General features: G+C 35.4%; 17 protein-coding genes. 4 read left to right on the top strand and 13 right to left on the bottom strand.

What is annotated here, in order from left to right:
• Nucleotides 1-12: 12 nt before the first annotated feature.
• The 8 genes from NLJ82_RS02690 to nagE form a co-directional block, all read right to left on the bottom strand.
• On the bottom strand, nt 13-1,557 hold the full coding sequence (locus NLJ82_RS02690; protein WP_001129993.1) for a glycosyltransferase family 2 protein: 1,545 nt from the start codon (nt 1,555-1,557) through the stop codon (nt 13-15).
• Entirely contained in the window at nt 1,550-2,515 is a 966-nt protein-coding gene (locus NLJ82_RS02685) for a UDP-N-acetyl-alpha-D-glucosaminuronate decarboxylase (protein WP_000037037.1), read from the bottom strand. The genes NLJ82_RS02690 and NLJ82_RS02685 overlap by 8 nt, the downstream gene beginning before the upstream one ends.
• A complete protein-coding gene (locus tag NLJ82_RS02680) occupies nt 2,512-3,756 on the bottom strand; it encodes a nucleotide sugar dehydrogenase (protein ID WP_001103162.1) in 1,245 nt (414 codons plus the stop codon). Before NLJ82_RS02680 ends, NLJ82_RS02685 begins: the two co-directional genes overlap by 4 nt.
• Nucleotides 3,746-5,326: a glycosyltransferase family 2 protein gene (locus NLJ82_RS02675; RefSeq protein WP_000458454.1), complete on the bottom strand. Its 1,581-nt coding sequence runs from the start codon at nt 5,324-5,326 to the stop codon at nt 3,746-3,748. Before NLJ82_RS02675 ends, NLJ82_RS02680 begins: the two co-directional genes overlap by 11 nt.
• Nucleotides 5,307-5,501 (bottom strand): LSm family protein, encoded by a 195-nt coding sequence (locus tag NLJ82_RS02670; RefSeq protein WP_000899481.1) that lies wholly within the window; start codon nt 5,499-5,501, stop codon nt 5,307-5,309. Before NLJ82_RS02670 ends, NLJ82_RS02675 begins: the two co-directional genes overlap by 20 nt.
• Nucleotides 5,502-5,517: 16 nt before the next feature.
• Entirely contained in the window at nt 5,518-5,919 is a 402-nt protein-coding gene (locus tag NLJ82_RS02665) for an LSm family protein (RefSeq protein ID WP_000335552.1), read from the bottom strand.
• 157 nt (nt 5,920-6,076) lie between these two features.
• On the bottom strand, nt 6,077-7,318 hold the full coding sequence (locus tag NLJ82_RS02660; protein ID WP_000349479.1) for a serine hydrolase domain-containing protein: 1,242 nt from the start codon (nt 7,316-7,318) through the stop codon (nt 6,077-6,079).
• A 253-nt stretch (nt 7,319-7,571) separates the two neighbouring features.
• Complete coding sequence (gene nagE, locus NLJ82_RS02655) at nt 7,572-9,065, bottom strand: N-acetylglucosamine-specific PTS transporter subunit IIBC (protein ID WP_000938883.1); 1,494 nt, start codon at nt 9,063-9,065, stop codon at nt 7,572-7,574.
• Nucleotides 9,066-9,389: 324 nt separating this feature from the next.
• Between nagE and glsA the strand changes: the two genes are divergently transcribed.
• Both glsA and NLJ82_RS02645 read left to right on the top strand, forming a co-directional pair.
• Entirely contained in the window at nt 9,390-10,319 is a 930-nt protein-coding gene (glsA, locus tag NLJ82_RS02650; RefSeq protein ID WP_001149860.1) for a glutaminase A, read from the top strand.
• Between the two features lie 175 nt (nt 10,320-10,494).
• The gene (locus NLJ82_RS02645; protein WP_000766603.1) at nt 10,495-10,836 is read left to right on the top strand and encodes a DUF3969 family protein; all 342 of its coding nucleotides are present in this window, start codon (nt 10,495-10,497) and stop codon (nt 10,834-10,836) included.
• Between the two features lie 23 nt (nt 10,837-10,859).
• On the opposite strand, the gene NLJ82_RS02640 is transcribed toward NLJ82_RS02645, so the two are convergent.
• A complete protein-coding gene (locus tag NLJ82_RS02640) occupies nt 10,860-11,018 on the bottom strand; it encodes a hypothetical protein (RefSeq protein WP_000532409.1) in 159 nt (52 codons plus the stop codon).
• 114 nt (nt 11,019-11,132) lie between these two features.
• Nucleotides 11,133-11,744 (bottom strand): manganese efflux pump, encoded by a 612-nt coding sequence (locus tag NLJ82_RS02635; RefSeq protein WP_000100725.1) that lies wholly within the window; start codon nt 11,742-11,744, stop codon nt 11,133-11,135.
• A gap of 129 nt (nt 11,745-11,873) precedes the next feature.
• Here NLJ82_RS02635 and NLJ82_RS02630 point away from each other — a divergent pair, with 129 nt between their 5' ends.
• A complete protein-coding gene (locus NLJ82_RS02630; RefSeq protein ID WP_001123720.1) occupies nt 11,874-12,527 on the top strand; it encodes a helix-turn-helix domain-containing protein in 654 nt (217 codons plus the stop codon).
• Between the two features lie 94 nt (nt 12,528-12,621).
• Here the strand turns inward: NLJ82_RS02630 and NLJ82_RS02625 are convergent, their stop codons facing one another.
• The 3 genes from NLJ82_RS02625 to NLJ82_RS02615 all read right to left on the bottom strand — a co-directional run bounded on the left by NLJ82_RS02625 (nt 12,622) and on the right by NLJ82_RS02615 (nt 15,778).
• Nucleotides 12,622-13,902, bottom strand: coding sequence for an acetylornithine deacetylase (locus tag NLJ82_RS02625; RefSeq protein ID WP_001001583.1), 1,281 nt, complete (start codon nt 13,900-13,902; stop codon nt 12,622-12,624).
• A 95-nt stretch (nt 13,903-13,997) separates the two neighbouring features.
• Nucleotides 13,998-15,419, bottom strand: coding sequence for an amino acid permease (locus NLJ82_RS02620; protein ID WP_000969261.1), 1,422 nt, complete (start codon nt 15,417-15,419; stop codon nt 13,998-14,000).
• A gap of 104 nt (nt 15,420-15,523) precedes the next feature.
• Entirely contained in the window at nt 15,524-15,778 is a 255-nt protein-coding gene (locus NLJ82_RS02615; RefSeq protein WP_000859486.1) for a biotin/lipoyl attachment domain-containing protein, read from the bottom strand.
• Between the two features lie 274 nt (nt 15,779-16,052).
• Between NLJ82_RS02615 and NLJ82_RS02610 the strand changes: the two genes are divergently transcribed.
• Nucleotides 16,053-17,456 carry a sigma-54 interaction domain-containing protein gene (locus tag NLJ82_RS02610; RefSeq protein WP_001258437.1) on the top strand — a complete coding sequence of 468 codons (1,404 nt, stop codon included), beginning with the start codon at nt 16,053-16,055 and terminating at the stop codon, nt 17,454-17,456.
• The last annotated feature ends 54 nt before the right edge of the window (nt 17,457-17,510 follow it).

Genomic DNA, 17,510 nt, shown 5'->3' with positions numbered 1-17,510 from the left:
CTTTTTTGTTACCTATAAAATATCTCTTTTTCTATTTCCATCATGGAATCCACCACGACTACCTGTTAATACAATTAATTGCTCTAACCCTTCTATATGATCACCAATAATTCGAAGTACAGCTGGTGGATGACCTATTTTAGCAAAATGTTCACTGGGTCGAATACGGTTCATCTTATCGACTTCAACACGACTTACACATGCAACTTCAAATCCTGAAAGAATAGCTTTCACTTGAGCTACACACGGTGCCAGTAAAGATCTATATCCAATTTCTTTCAAACACTTACGACTAAATGCATTCGGTACAGCGATAAGAGAGCCTACGCCTAGATCTTTTCTATCACAAGCTAAATTTAATGCATATTTAAATGCAGTTACAAGATGAAGCGGTACTCTTAAATCTAAATAATGATTTAGATCATTTAATGCAACATCTGTTCCATCTGCAATAGCTTTCGCAAAAGGATATAACTCACTCGCTGGAATAACAAAATCGCCGTCTATAAATAATACAATTTCTCCTTTTGCGAAATACGTTCCAAGTGAGCGCCCCACATCATTTCCGAGTGCTTCTTTATATACGATTGTCGTTGCTCCCTTTTCTTTTGCAATCGTTGCTGTTTGATCAGACGAACCATTTACAACAACGATAATTTCAAAAGGTTCAATTTTGCGAAGTTCTTCTATAACGTTTCCAATTGTTTTCTCTTCATCTTGTACAGGAATAATGACCGATAATTGCTTTCCCTTATACAAATTCGATGTAACGCCCCATCCTTGATAAAAATCTTCAAAATCTAAAGTATGATAGACACTATCTCTTTTCCTATTTCCATCATAATACCCTCCGCGCTCATCGCTACCTACTATTCGCTCCGCTACAGCTTCTATATGGTCACCTATCATCCGTTTTTCAGAATGAGAAAGACCCGTGCCATACGCAGCATGCTCGGTCGGCCGAAATTTATTTGGTGTAATAACGTCAATTGCACAATGTCGACTAATTCTCCATTTGCTTTGAACAAGACGTAAATGAGCGACAATAGGATTAACAAAACATTCATACCCAATGCTTTGAACAACTTCTTTCGTCAATGCATGAGGTACAGATAATAAAGAGTCAATTTTTAACTCCTCACTCTCTAACATTGCATTTAATATTTGGCGCCACACTGTCACTGAGTGCGGTTTTTGTTTCTTTAAAAATAATGCATCCAAATTATTTAAAACGATGTCGGCCTGATCATGTAAAATTGGATTTAGGAATAATTGTAACTTTGAAGTTTGAATAACAAAATCTCCATCTATAAATAGTAATACATCACCTATCGCGTGTTTTGCGCCAACTGCACGGCCCACATCATTCCCCAGTAGCTCTGTATACTTGATTACTTTACACCCTAAACGATCAGCAACCTCTTCTGTACCATCGTTACAACCGTTTGCTACTACAATAATCTCTACTGGATTTAATCCTTTTGCCGATTGAATAACGTCTGAAATCGTATCCACTTCATTACATACAGGTATAATAATCGATAGTGACTTAGCCATTGTTTTCTTCACGAAACCATTTAATAGTTTCTTTCAACCCTTGTTCCCACGTTACTTTTGCTTGAAATTGAACAAGTTCTCTTAATTTCGTTACATCTGGTCTTCTATTTGGAATTTCTTCAAAGCCATGTGGATATACCTCTTCGAAAGGAACTTGAACAATTTTTGAAGAAGAATTCGTTAATTTTTTTATTACTGCTGCTACTTCTTTTATACTCTTTTCATTCTCAGAACCTATATTAATAATCTCACCATTTACCTTCTCATCCATTGCTCGAATCGTTGCCTCTACCGCATCACTTACATACGTAAAACAACGTGTCTGCTTTCCATCTCCATATACGAGAATGTCTTCTCCTTGCAGTGCTGCGCGGATAAATCGTGGGATTACCCCTGCATACGGACCATCTTTCGCTCTTGGACCATAAATATTAAAATAACGAACAATCGTTACAGGTAAACCTTCTAAAGCGTATCCTAAACATAATGTTTCTTCTAACGTTTTACAAATTGCATAACTCCAACGTATTTTAGAGGTTGCACCGTATAATCGATCTCCTTCTTCAGAAAAGGGCGGCTTTGCCTTACCATATACTTCTGAAGTAGACGCAAAAACTACTTTCTTCTTTCCTTTTAGCGCTGCTTGTAAAATGTTTCTCGTTCCATCAAAATTCGTTTCAATAAGCTCTATACTCTTTTCCATTGTCGTTTTCACACCTAAAATTGCTGCTAAATGAAACACTACATCATGTTGATTTACTAATTCATAAATAGAATTTTTATCTAAAACACTTATTGGAATAACCCGAATTTCTTTCATTAACTCATTATGATATTTATTTTTCCCTTTATAGAAGTTATCAACGATAGTGACATCATAACCTCTTTTCACCAGCTCTTCAGCTAAATGCGATCCAATAAATCCTGCTCCACCTGTGATTAAACATTTCTTACTCATACACTCACCTTCTTTATAATTCCACGTGTATCTACGACTTGCTTTATCCCTTTAAAAACCTTCCAATCGATATTAGAGTGGTCTGTTAAAATTAAAATACAATCCGCTTGTTTAACGACTTGTTCATCCAAAGAAACAGATTGATACACCTTATCTCCAAATTTTGCAGAAGAAATATATGGATCGTGATACGCTATCTCATATCCTGCTTTTATTAACAATTCAATAATTGGCAACGCCGGTGATTCTCTTAAGTCATTTACATCTTTTTTATATGCAATCCCTACAATTAAAATCGTTGCAGGTGATTGCACCACACCTTTTACTTTCCGGACCATTTTTTCTGGCATTTCCTCATTAATTACATGTGCCGCCTCAATTAATTGACTCATTGCTCCATTCTTTTTTATTCTCCACTGGAAATATAAAGGATCTACCGGAATACAGTGTCCCCCTATTCCTGGTCCTGGCCAATATGGGGTAAATCCAAATGGTTTTGTAGATGCCGCTTCAAGTGCCTCATAAAAATCAATTCCTAAACTTTCACATAGTGTATTTAACTCATTTACTAATGAAATATTGACTAAGCGCTGAATATTTTCAAATAGCTTACACATTTCTGCTACTTTTGGAGAGCTAACTGGAACAACTACATCAAATATAGTGCTATACAAAGCCTGTACTTTTTGTTTACACATTTCTGTTTGTCCACTAATGACTTTTGGAATCGTTTGAACTGAATATTGACTATTAGCTGGATCAATTCTCTCAGGAGAATATCCAATATAGAAATCTTCTCCTACCTTTTTTCCTGTTTGAGAAATAATCGGAATGATAACTTCCTCGAGCGTACCTGGATATGTGGAACTTTCGAAAATGAAGGTTTGTCCTTTTTGAAGGTGTTGTTGTATATAATGCGAAGCTGAAATGAGGGCACTTAAGTCTGGTTCTCTTTGTTCATTAATTGGAGTTGGGACAGTGACAATAACGTAATCACTATTTTGAAAATCAGCAACACCTTGATCCGGTGTATTGACTATTAATTTTTTTCTAGTCAATAAACTTTGTAACGATTTAGAAGAAACATCTGGAATATAACTTTCTCCCTGTATAATTGATTCTATTTTTCTAGCATCTTTATCTAATCCAAGCACTGTATGTCCTCTCTCTGCAAAATGAACTGCCAAAGGAAGACCAACATATCCTAATCCGATAATGGCAACTGTATTACTAACATTCATCTGTATTCTCTTCTTCCTTTCTCAATTGTTGAATTATATTTCTATTCCGCTCTCCATCTGTAAAACTCCCGCGCTCGTCTGTGGATTGCAATAAATATGCAATCGCCTCAAGTTGATCACCGAAAATACGATCAAATGCTGGAATACGCCCATTTACAAATCCATGTTGCTCTGGGCGTACTCGATTTGTTTTTATGACATCTACAAAGTCTACCGCTGTAATAGAAAATCCCTCCAAAATAGCTTTCATTTGAGCTAGTGGTGGAATGATAAGAGAATCATATCCGATTTTCTCTATTACCTTTTTATGCATAGCATGTGGTACTGCCGTTAATGAGTTATTCCATAAATCTGGTCGTTTCGCTACCAAATTCACAAAATATTTTCCCATGCTAATTGGGTCTGCCGGATGAAACATATCTAATAAACACTGTAAATCATTCAATGCCACATCATTTCCATCTTCGATAGCATGTAAAAATGGAATTAGTTTTTCCCCTGGAATAACAAAATCACCATCGACAAATAAACAAATATCGGCCGTAGCATGCATAGCTCCTATCGCTCGGGCTACATTATGTCCAAGCGCTTCCTCAAATTCAATAACAATGACATTCTCTAGCTTCGCTTGTTTAACTGTCTCAACGTCCGCTCCATTCGCAACAACTATAATTTCATCTATATCTGCTTTTTTCACTTCTTGTATAACAGATCTTATAGTCGTCTTTTCTTCTGATACTGGGATAATCGCACTATATTTTGCTTTTTCTCTTTGTAATAAAATTGGTTTATACTTTCCTATAAATTCTCTATCCCTCTTTCCTTCCGAAAAGCCGCCACGCTTACCATATATTTCGATTACGTATTGCAAAGCACGTAAATGATCCCCCATAATACGGCTAGTCGCTTTCGGATAAGGAGAACCGGGTGATGTACCAGTATGAACAGGACGCACTTTATTTGTATGAATGACATCGACAGAAGCCATATCAACAATATCTACTCCTCTAGACATCGCTATCGCTTGAAATAGTGCTGGATCCGCTAAATTCCACCAACCAAACTTTTGAATAACTTCCCTACTCATTGCATGCGGAATTGCGATTAAAGATCCAACAACAAGCTCTTTTTTATTCAAATAACGATTCAACATAAATTTTCCAACTGTCGTATAATGCGGTCTCATCTTTAAATAAACGGACCATGTTAAATTATTCACAACAATTTGGTGGCCTTGCTGAATGCCTTTTATAAAACGTTGCAGCTCTCTATGATCAATGACGATATCACCATCTAAAAACAAAACAATGTCGCCTTTCGCTTCTCTTGCACCAATTGCCCGTCCAACATCATTACCAAGAGAATATTTATAATAAATGACATGGCAATGATGTTGTAAGGCTATTTCTTTTGTTCCATCTGTCGACCCATTATCTACTACGATAATTTCATATGGTTTCAATTTCTCCACTTCTACTAAGACTTGTGATAAAGTACTCGCTTCATTATGCGCCGGAATAATAACTGATACCCTCATACTTGTACCACGCTTACCCTTCCAAGCGAACATAAGAAATGATAGGAATACGTACAACTACATCTTCCGGTGGTCCATAAGAAGGAGAAGTACGAACACTTACTGCCCCGTCTGTCACAGATAACAAAATACCCGCAACAATTTCGACCGCTGTCACAACTTGCACTAGCTCACCAACATGGTTACGTAATTCTTCAGTAAATAACATATATAAGTCTCCTTTCTTACGCTTCTTTAATTGATATAATACTTGTAAATGGTAATAAAACTTCTGTTCCTATTCCTTCTTGCAGTGTTAAGAAATCATCACCAACTGCTACAATTACACCTGTTAACTGTCCAACTGTCACCGTAATTTCTACATTTTTACCTAAATACTGCTCTGCAATTTCTTTAAAAGGTGATGTATTACATTCTTTTAAAATGTTACAAATAATAGATTGAAATCTACTTGATTCAATAAATTCTTCCGTAGCTTGCTTGGAGTTTCTTTGAATAAACCTCGCGAAGTTTTGCGAAAACAAAAGTCGTTCCACAGCAGGCAATAACTTATTATCTAAAAAATAATCTAATTGTCTATTAAACAATCTCGATAACTTTTTCCAATACTTAACGAATAAACACATACACTTCTCCTCCTATTATTTTTAAATTATAAAAATATATCCATACATCTTAATGTATACAAAGCAGACTCTTTTTGTGATAGGTAAGACATACATTTTTCAACGAAACAATATGTTCTAATCACATAAAAAAAAGACTACCTAAAAAGATAGTCTCTTACACTTCAATATTTCGTAACATCGTATAAATGTCATTATTCACTTTACCAAAAGATTTAATGTTGTTTTGAATGTTAGATAATAAAACAACATACACACTACCATTTTTACTAAATCCATTTAAACAGTTCCAGCCTGGCATTACACCGTGATTCGAATAACTTCCCGGGTCTACGTACCATCCAAACCCGTAATCTTTTTTTCCACCTGTAAACATTTGATCGTAGCTTTCTTTTGAAATCAACTTTCCAGAGAAGAGCGCTTCATTAAATAAATATAAATCATGGGCACTTGTATATATATCACCACAACCATAAAGTTGTGACATACTTGGAATATTAGGTGTTGTCATATTGTTATTTACTATTTTATAACCTGTCGATGGAAATCTCGTTTGTTCTAGCTCTCTACCAAAACCAGAATGTTTCATACCAGCAGTAGCAAAAACATGTTGTTTAATATACTCTTCTAACGGTTGTCCGCTTACCTTCTCAGCAATATAGGCAAGTATCGAATAGTTAGAATCGGAATACTTCCATTTCTCTCCTGGACTTCCAATACGCTTTTGCTTTCCTATTCGTTTTATCAATTCTTCATGAGAGATATCCTCTGTTCCCTGCTCGTACTCTGGAATTCCTGATGTATGTGTTAGTAAATGTTTTAACTGAATGCCATTACCTTGAGGGAAATCTGGAATATACTTCGCAATCGTATCCTCTACATTTAACTTATTTTGATCTTTTAATTGCATAATAGCAGTCGCTACAAAAGCCTTTGAAATAGAACCAATATAAAAAGTTGTCTCTGAATTATTCGGTACTTGTTTCTCTTTATTCGCCATACCGTATCCTTTATTCAAAAGAACCTTTCCGTTCTTCACAATAACCGCTGTCCCGCTAAATCCTGTTTTTTGCAAATATTGATCTAATTGAGCGTTTTCATTAATTTCTTGAGGTGGTCCCTCAGCAGGCTGTTCTGCAGCTTGTGCTTGCTTCACTTGTTCTTCCTGCTCTATTTGTTTTTTTGCTTCTTGCTTCTTTTTTTCTTCTTTCTTTTTTAGCTCTTCTTGTTTCTTCATTTCTGCTGCTACTTTTAAAGTTTCTTCTTTCTTATTATGCGCAACAATTTTTGTATACATGAAATATACAAGTGAAAATAGTAAGACGAGAATGATTGTTCTTTTTATGTATACAATCGGCCGACGTGATTTCCCATTCGCATTATTTTTTTCGTGATCCATGATTACTTTTTTCCCCTTATTCACCAATAATTTAATCTCTCTACTAAAGATTTATTTTAGTAGATTATGGATAATCCATTCTATGTCATCCCTACTTTATCACGCACTGCACATATTACCAACCTATATGTATAAAAAAGAAAAAGAAAATTTACAAAAGTAAGATTCCCGTTAAATTTTTAACATAAAAAAAGAGGATATCCTCTAAAAACTGATGTTATCAATCTTTTTGGATATCCTCTTATCTAATTATTTATACGTGTTTTTTCATATCATCGGCAACAGATTCAACATTTGTACCTACGATAACTTGGACACTCGTGTTACTTAATTTCATAACACCTTTTGCACCAGCACGTTTTAATGCTGCTTCGTTTACTTGACCAGCATCTTTCACTTGTAAGCGTAGACGTGTTGCACAGTTATCAATAACTGTTAAGTTTTCTTTTCCACCTAAAGCTGCTACGTAAGTTTCACCAATTGAACCTGCAACTGGAGCTTCTTCGCCTTCAGCCATTTCCTCTTCATCTTCACGACCAGGAGTTTTTAAGTCGAACTTCTTAATTAAGAAGTAGAATACTACAAAGTAAATTGCTGCGTAAATTAAACCGATTCCTGCTAGTAACAATGGTTTTGTTGCAATACCGAAGTTTAAGACGTAATCGATTGCCCCGGCACTAAATGAGAAACCATCATGAATGCCAAGTGTTGTTGTAATGAATAGAGACAGACCTGTTAATACAGCATGAATTCCATATAGTACTGGTGATAAGAACATGAATGAGAATTCAATTGGCTCTGTAATACCAGTTAAGAATGAAGTTAATGCTAGACCACCTAACATACCTGTAACCATTTTACGTTTTTCTGGTTTAGCAGCTGCAATCATTGCGAAACATGCTGCTGGTAAACCGAACATCATAACTGGGAAGAAACCAGTCATAAACATACCTGCTGATGGATCTTTTGCAAAGAAACGTGCAATATCACCATGAACGATATCGCCTGCTGCATTTGTAAAGTCACCAAGTACGAACCAGAAGTATGTGTTCATTACGTGGTGTAAACCAATTGGAATTAATAAACGGTTTAATAATCCAAATAAACCAGCACCAATTGAACCTAAGTTCACGATACCATGTGCCACTGCATCAATACCACTTTGAATTGTTGGCCAAATTTGACCGAATACCAATCCTAAAAGTAACATTACGATTGAAGTAATGATTGGTACGAAGCGTTTTCCTGCAAAGAATCCTAACCATTCTGGTAGTTTAATCTTATGGAATTTGTTGTATAATAATCCCGCAACAACCCCTGCAATAATACCACCGAGTATGGCCATGTTTATTTTTGGCGTTAACGCCGCTGCTTTTGAAACCTTTGTCATTGTATCTGCTAATTTAGTTGGATCTACTGAACCGACTAAATCTTGAACACTTTTTAATTTATCATTTAACTCTGCTGCTGAATACGTCTTACTTAGAGCATTCGTTGTATTTTGTAAAACAAGATATCCGATTGCTCCGGCAAGTCCAGCTGCTCCACTACCGTCAACAGACAAACCGATTGCAACACCAATTGCAAAAATAAGTGCTAAATTATCAAAAATTGCTGCACCGGCCTGTGCCATAACAGGAATGTTAAATACGTCTTCTTGTCCTAAACGAAGCAATAATCCTGCTGCTGGTAGTACGGCAATTGGAAGCATTAACGCTTTACCAATACGTTGTAGAAACTGCAACATTTTAATTCCCCCTATCAAATTTATGAAATCGTTATCATTATAAGTACGCCTTAGAAAACGCTTTCTATTTACATAACCATAATAACATATAGTTGTATAGATGTGTAGTTTTTATTTTTGAATTTTTTATGGATAAATCTCCTATTTCCAAACTGTTATATAAAAGGAAATTTCTCCTTTTTCACTACAGGATATTCAAAACGAAAGACCCTCTATAGAACATGCAACTTTCGTTTTATCATTCCACTTTTTCATGTTATTATTTATTTCCGAGCATATCGGGAAAAGTAAACTTAGTTAATTCGAAATAGGAGCGTTGGTACTATGCAGTGCATTGAAACAAACAACTTACAACAGTTGTTAGAACAAGTAAAACCATATACGAAAAAAGGAAAGCTTGCTACTTATATCCCCGAACTAGGAAATGCCAATCCAGATGATTTAGGGATTGCCATTTTTCATAAAGAAACAGAATACATCCATGCTGGCAACTCACAAACACTATTCACTCTTCAAAGTATTTCAAAAGTAATTACACTTGCACTTGCCCTTTTAGATCGTGGTGAAGAATATGTATTTTCTAAAGTTGGAATGGAACCAACCGGTGATCCATTTAATTCTATTATTAAATTAGAAACGACAAGTCCTTCTAAACCACTTAATCCAATGATTAATGCAGGGGCACTAGCCATTACAAGCATGTTAGAAGGAAAAGATAATGAAGAAAAAATGGATCGCATTCTTCATTTCGTACGTGAAATAACAGATAATCCTACTATTAATTATTCTTCTAAAGTTGCCAATTCAGAATTAGAGACAGCTTACTTAAATCGTTCACTTTGTTACTATATGAAACAAAACGGAATTATTGATTGTGATATCGAAGAACTGATGGATTTATACACTCGTCAATGTGCAGTTGAGGTAAACTGTATCGATTTAGCGCGTATCGGTTTAATTTTTGCGATGGATGGATATGATCCATATAAGGAAAAACAAATTATCCCTAAGCATATTACAAAGATTTGTAAAACATTTATGGTTACATGCGGTATGTATAACGAGTCTGGTGAATTTGCGATTCGTGTTGGTATTCCCGCAAAAAGTGGTGTAGCTGGTGGCATTTTCGGCTGTGTAAAAGGAGAAATGGGCATTGGTATTTTCGGACCAGCTTTAGATGCAAACGGAAATAGTATCGCTGGCTTTAAAATTCTTGAACTTCTTTCTGCCCAAGAAGGTTGGAGTATTTTTTAATTGAGAGCTATCCTGCTATACTAGCAGGATTTTTTCATTTCATAAAAACCTTAACTGTATCAACTATCCACGCCCATACAAAAACCGTGCTGAAAGTTTCTCTATATCATGCATATTTGCTCCCCCCTCCTGAATAATATAGTACAACCTAGCGCTATATGTGGAGGTGTGAAAGATGAAACTAATATTTCAAATGGGAAAACAACCTGTTCTTGAAAAAACAATTCTTCTTTTTATATTGAGTATTGTAGAAAGCTTGAAGTTAAAAGTCGTTTCACTCGATGAAGCTCACCGATACATATTCAATTTAGAAGTACTTGAACTATTAATGGATCGGAACATCGATGATCAAGTACTGGAACTTATTCATTTCGGAATGGGACTTGAAGACATTCATCATGTGCTTCCTGAAGAACTTGAACATACAATTGAAGAATTAAAGTGGCTTTGTATCCAAGTATTAAGTGAGTACAGTATGCATGAAGAATCGGAACAATTAATTGAAGATATACGTTAAAAAAAGCACCTATGTAGGTGCTTTTAATGTTTTTTCAAACTATTTTTATACGCTTCAATATTTACTGGTAGCTCTTCCTCTTCCAAAGTATGTTCATTTACATCTTTATGAATGAACGCACCTTTAGGTGGTTGGTGATCATGCCCTTTTTTCTTATGATCAAATGCTTTCCCGCGTCCCATACAAATCCCCCTTTCTTAAAAGAAATCCGTATTAGTATGGAGAAAAGTACGTCGATATATGCAATCCCTTGCTGTATTTCCAAGGAAATACTCGAACCTTGTTTTCTACTCTCCTTACAACAACTGATCTATCCCGATAAGAATTAATAACACGCCCGCAATAACCGTAGCCCATTTCCCTAAGTATTCTGCTAAATATCGTTTTCCTACATACGCAAAACCACTTATGCAAATAAAACTAAACACCCCAGAAATAGTTGCTGTAAGCCAAAGGTTCAAGTTTGTTACTCCAGCATCAAATCCACCTGCAATATTATTAATAGACAACGCAATCCCTAAAACAATTGCTTCTGAAAAACTAATTGTTTTAGAACCATCAAAATCTGCTTTTTCTGGATCACGTAAAATCCCCATAAGTACATTACCATCTTTAGAGCCTACGGTATTTCTTTGCCCCAAGAAAGGCTGGCACAAAATAAACACACCGATTATCCCTAAAACGATTGCTCCAATCAAGTTTGCTGTAAACTCTGAAATAAATAACGCAATCCAGTTCCCAAAAAATCCAGCTAATAAAGTAAATAAAAAACCAAAAAATGCGATGATAAAATTGTTGAACCACGAAATTCTAATTTTACGAATGCCATATGCAATCCCAACACCTGCATTATCTAAATTAGAAGCAATCCCAATTAAAAAAATTGAAAATAGACCTGCCGTACTCATAAATAGCCACCCCTTTTTCTCACTTTTCAATGCATCTTATGAAAATGTTGAGCAACTGTGCCTGTCTGTTTCATATACATGTAATAAATACTCAACATTTTTTCAACAATAAAAAGGAGTGCCTTCGCTATGCCTAAAGAAAATCCAAATGAGCGGCTTAGTAGATTAATAAAAAAACTTTTAAAAGAACGTGCCTTATCTATGCGTCAACTCGGAATGCTTACAAATATTGATCCCGCAACAATCTCAAGAATTATGAATGGTAAACAACCGCCAAAACAAAAACACCTACAAAAATTCGCAGAATGTCTGCAAGTTCCACCCCAATTGTTATTTGATGAAATGTATCCGGATTCTCCTCACATTAATAAAGAAAAGACGGATATGTACACATCTCTTGATACAATTCAGCAAACGCTGCAATCCTCTAACTTATTCGATTTCGACTACACAACAACCCGCGTAAAACAAGAACTTGAAAACTATGAACGATATGCGCAAACAACAGAGGGTGAAAAACGTATTCATGAAAGTTTTGCAAGCAAGTTAGAACAAATTGATAGTGCTGGTCCTTTCATTGAACAATTAACGGATATGTATCAACAATTTTGCAATGAAACGATTTCAAAAGAAGAGCGTGCAGTTCTTGGCGGCGCATTACTGTATTTCATTTTATCGACAGATATTATTCCCGACTATCTCTTTCCAATTGGTTATTTAGATGATGCAATTGCTGTTGAATTAGCGAAAGAGAAATTAATTGAGCTAAAACGAAAGACATAGAAAAATAAAGAACTATTTCAGTTGTTTCTATCCAACTCTGAAATAGTTCACTAAAAAATCGTACAAGTATACATACCTGTACGATTTCAACATACTAATCTATTTTTTTCGTATGACACCATTCGTATATAAATGCTGTTATTACTTTTGTAAATTCAATTAACTGTTCTATTTCTACTTTCTCATTTATTGAATGAGCTTCCTCTAATGTACCTGGTCCGTAAATAACGGCCGGAATATGAAATTCACTAAACCAACCACCATCCGTTACCGTTGCAGACATATCTAAAATTGCATTTTTAGAAAGAATTGATTCGTGTACTGAGCTAAGCGTTTTTACAGCTGCATGTTCACTATCTATTTCTAAAGAAGGAAAAATTTCGCCACGATCCACAATCATTGATTCTCCGCCCCACTTAAATTGTGGTGGATTTTCAGTTAGCCATGGATCGGCAGCTGCCACTTTCCCAATATACTCTTCAATTTCTTTTATTATTTGTTCATGTGTTTCATTCGGATAAAAGTGTACTGTTATCCATAACCGGCACTCATCCGCAATAAATGCTGCATGTCTTCCGCCTTCAATAACAGCTGGATTAATTGTTGTTGTTCCAAATGGATAGCCTTCATATGTTTTCATAACTGCCCAGTGACGCTCTAATTCTTGTAAACTTTGCACAATTTTCATCATTTTTTCAATCGCGCTCGCTCCGAATAAACGACCCCCTGCATGGATCATTTGCCTACGTGTTGCATCATGAAACGTTTGCGGGCTTTTCACAGTAATCCACCCAGTAATTACGCCGCCCTGTCCTTGCATATGTAAATCACTCGTATCTACTACGACTGCAAAATCAGCATCATACCCTCTTTTGCAGCATTGAAGTGTACCCGCTTCTCCCACTTCTTCCCCAATTACGGATTGAAAGATTAGATCTCCAGGTAATTCAATACCAGCTTCTTGTAATAGCTGAATAGCAAATAGTGCCCCAGCCAGTCCCCCTTTCATATCTGCTGCACCACGTCCAACTAACCAACCATCTTTTATAAATGGCTCAAACGGATTCGTTTCCCACGCCTCACCTGCTGATATTTCCGCTACATCCATATGCCCATTAATAATAAGACTTTTATATGTGTCACTTTCTATCCCTTTTTTCACCCCAACAACGTTCGGATCATTCGGATATACATCCCATTTATCAACACTAAAATTTCGTTTTCTTAAAAACTGTGCAACAAATTCTTGCGCCTCATTTGTGTTTCTCGCCGGCGGTGCTGGTGTTTCAAAACGAATTAAGGTTTTTGTAAGCTCTAGTAACTCATCTTTTCGTAAATCAATCTGTTCTAATAGCTGTGAAACTTCTTCATTCATCGCTAATCCCCCTTTGCATACATAGTATGTTTCCAGCTTTATTTTCACAAAAAAAGAGACTGTTTACAATTTTACAGTCTCTAAATTACTCAATATTATAAACTTTCTACTTCTGTTGTATCTGTCTTTTCAATATGTTCTACTTTATGTGCCTTATTTCTTGTCGCACGGTAAAACAGTAAGCAAACAATCATAAATGGAATTCCACAATATAACGCCATTCTTTGTTCTGGAATAAAGGCCATACCAACAATTACTGTTACATTTAATACTAATGCAAGCAGTGGTACGAATGGATACAGTGGTGTTTTAAATTTCAAGTCTTTCACATCTCCGCCCTGCTTTATATATGACCTTCTAGCTAATAAGTTAGATAAAGCAATAGATGCCCAAACTAATATCGCTCCGAACCCGGCAATAGAAAGTAGCCATAAATAAACTGTATCTTCCGCATAAATACCTGATAGTAATGAAAGGCAACCTACAATTGTACTTACAATCAATGCATAAATAGGAACACCATTTTTAGATAACTTACCAAAAATCGGACTAATCATTCCTTGATTAGACATAGACCATAGCATACGAGAAGTTGCATATAATCCTGAATTCGCAACGGATAGAACCGCTGTAATAATAACGAAATTGATAATATCGGCTGCATAAGGAATACCAATTTTATCAAATACAACTACAAATGGACTTTCTATTACTCCCGCCTGTTGCCAAGGGAATAATCCTGCAAGAATGAAAATAGATAATACAAAGAACACGAGTATACGCCAAACTGTATTATTAATTGCCTTCGGAATTGTTTTCTCTGGATTTTCACTCTCACCTGCTGCAATACCGACTAGTTCTGTTCCTTGGAAGGAAAAGTTAACAGCAATCATCGTAATTAAAATAGCGGATAATCCATTTGGAAACAATCCACCATAATCAGTAAAACTAGAGAACATTGGTGCTGGTTCATTTCCTTTCATATCTAGAAAACCAAACATCGCTGCCCCGCCCAAAATAATAAATGCAATGATTGTAATGACTTTAATACTTGCAAACCAAAATTCAACTTCTGCAAAACTTCTTGAAGATAACGCGTTAATAGCAAAAAGTAGTACCGCAAACACTACGCACCAAACCCAAGACGATACATCAGGAAACCAGCGTTTCATTAAAATACTAACTGCAATTAGTTCAATACCTATTGTAGCCGACCAGTTTAGCCACGACATCCATCCGACTACATAACCCGCTGCAGGGGAAATATGCTTTGTAGCATACGTTTGATAAGATCCTGCGTCAGGCATCGCAACAGCTAATTCTCCGAGACAGAGCATCGTTAAATACATAACAAATCCTCCAACAAGATAAGCTACAATCGCTCCTCCAGGTCCAGCTTCATGAATTGTATACCCCGATCCTAAAAAAAGTCCGGTACCAATAACTCCTCCAAGTGCAATCATAAATATGTGTCTGCTTTTCAATTCCCTTTTTAATCCTTGGTTTTGATCCATCATATAAATCCCCCCTTTTCACTTTGTAACCCTATTAAATGTAAGCGTTTCAAAAATTCTTCATCGTAAAATAAATTATTAAAGAGTGCAAAATACATATCATGCAATTAATCACTACCTGTTATTAAAAGATCATCCCTCATTGTTATTAATAACTTTTGATCAGCGATAGCTTGTCCCTCTACTACTTCTAATGATTCAATATACCCACTTATTCCTACCTTAATTTCTACTTTCTGTTTATCTATCGTTTCAATTAACGCTAATTTCTCCCACTCATATACGTAAGAACTTTCCTTAACAAATAACTTCTCTACTTTCCCGTAACAAGGACTATACACGCCTTCTATAACCGTCTTCACTTTATAAATTCCTCCTTCTTATTAGTTGGTACTGAAACGTTGCATATCCCTCCTTTAAAAATTTCAATTATTATTTATGCAAAATGCGTACCAATCTCCAATTCCTATTTAAAATGAAGGTTTCTCACAAAAAAAACTTCATAACCGCAAAATTTTTCTAGCATTTAAGAAGTTTTAAAAAGAAAATAGCAAAAAAATTTTGCGGTTTTATAAGAATTTTAATAAAATTATAAAAAGTCAGTCTTCATAGGGTGAAATGAGGAGAAGATAATCTATGCGTACAGAAGAAATTAATTTAAAACAGATCATTGAAATGAATATGCTATATGAAACTTTGCTCAATGAACTCGATATCGGGATTCATATTATTAATGAGGAAGGTAAAACGATTATCTATAACCGTAAAATGATGGAAATTGAATCAATGGAGCGCTCAGATGTGCTATATAAAAGTCCTTTAGAAGTATTCGCATTTGAGGAAAATAAAAATAGTACTCTTATAGAAGCATTAAAATTAGGAAAAACAAACAAAAATATAAAACAAACTTATTTTAACAATAAAGGGCAAGAAATTACGACGATTAACAATACTTTCCCTATAATAGAAAATGGAAAAATTAAAGGCGCTATTGAAATTTCAAAAGAGATTAGCAATTCTAAACAAACAATGAAAACAAACCTTTCCCGAAAACAAAATAATAAGTTTACCTTTGATCACATAATTGGTGATTCTGAAGCCATTCAATCAATCATTGCGGAAGGAAAAAGGGTAATTCGTACATCCTCCTCTATACTTCTCGTAGGAGAGACAGGCACTGGGAAAGAACTATTTGCACAAAGTATCCATAATGAAAGCCAGCGTTCAGGCAAACCATTTATTTCACAAAACTGTGCCGCTATACCTGATACGTTAATGGAAAGTTTATTATTTGGTACGAACCGAGGTGCATTTACAGGAGCTATCGATAAAGCCGGTTTATTTGAAGAAGCGAACGGAGGAACTTTGTTATTAGATGAGATTAATTCGTTAAGTCCAGCACTTCAAGCGAAGTTACTGCGAGCTATACAAGAAAAAACAATACGAAGAATCGGAGGCACACAAGAAAAAGAAATTGATGTTCGTATTATAGCAACTATTAATGAAGACCCACTTGAAGCTATGACACACAATCGATTGCGGGAAGACTTATATTACCGATTAAGCGTCGTTACTTTATGTCTCCCACCTTTACGTGAACGAAAAGAAGATATTCCTGCTCTTGTTCAGCACTTTATCGAAAAGTACAACATTCAATTTGGACTCGGCGTAACAGATGTAGATATACATGTAAGAGAATTCCTGTATGCATATGATTGGCCTGGAAATGTACGAGAATTGGAACATGTCATTGAAGGTTCAATGAATTTAGTTGAAGATGAACATATCATTACAGCGTTTCATCTTCCCAATCGCTTTCGCGAACGAATAAAAAAAGAATTCAATATGCAACCTCTCCTAACTAATAACGATACTGATGCGCCAAAAACGTTAAAGCACACAATAGAAGAAATGGAAAAGAACTACATCAATCAAATTTTGAAAGAGTATCACGGTAATATTTCACAAGCTGCAAAGTTTTTAGGGTTAAGTAGACAAAACTTACAATATCGAATTAAAAAATTGCATTTACACATATGAAGTGAATGTTTCTCCAAGTGCTAGAAATGGGAAAATATGTTACAATAAACATAT

The sequence above is a fragment of the Bacillus paranthracis genome, assembly GCF_024296885.1.
GTDB classification, from domain to species: domain Bacteria; phylum Bacillota; class Bacilli; order Bacillales; family Bacillaceae_G; genus Bacillus_A; species Bacillus_A paranthracis.
Note: the sequence above shows the minus strand (reverse complement) of the source record. Positions and strands in the feature narration are given on the sequence as shown.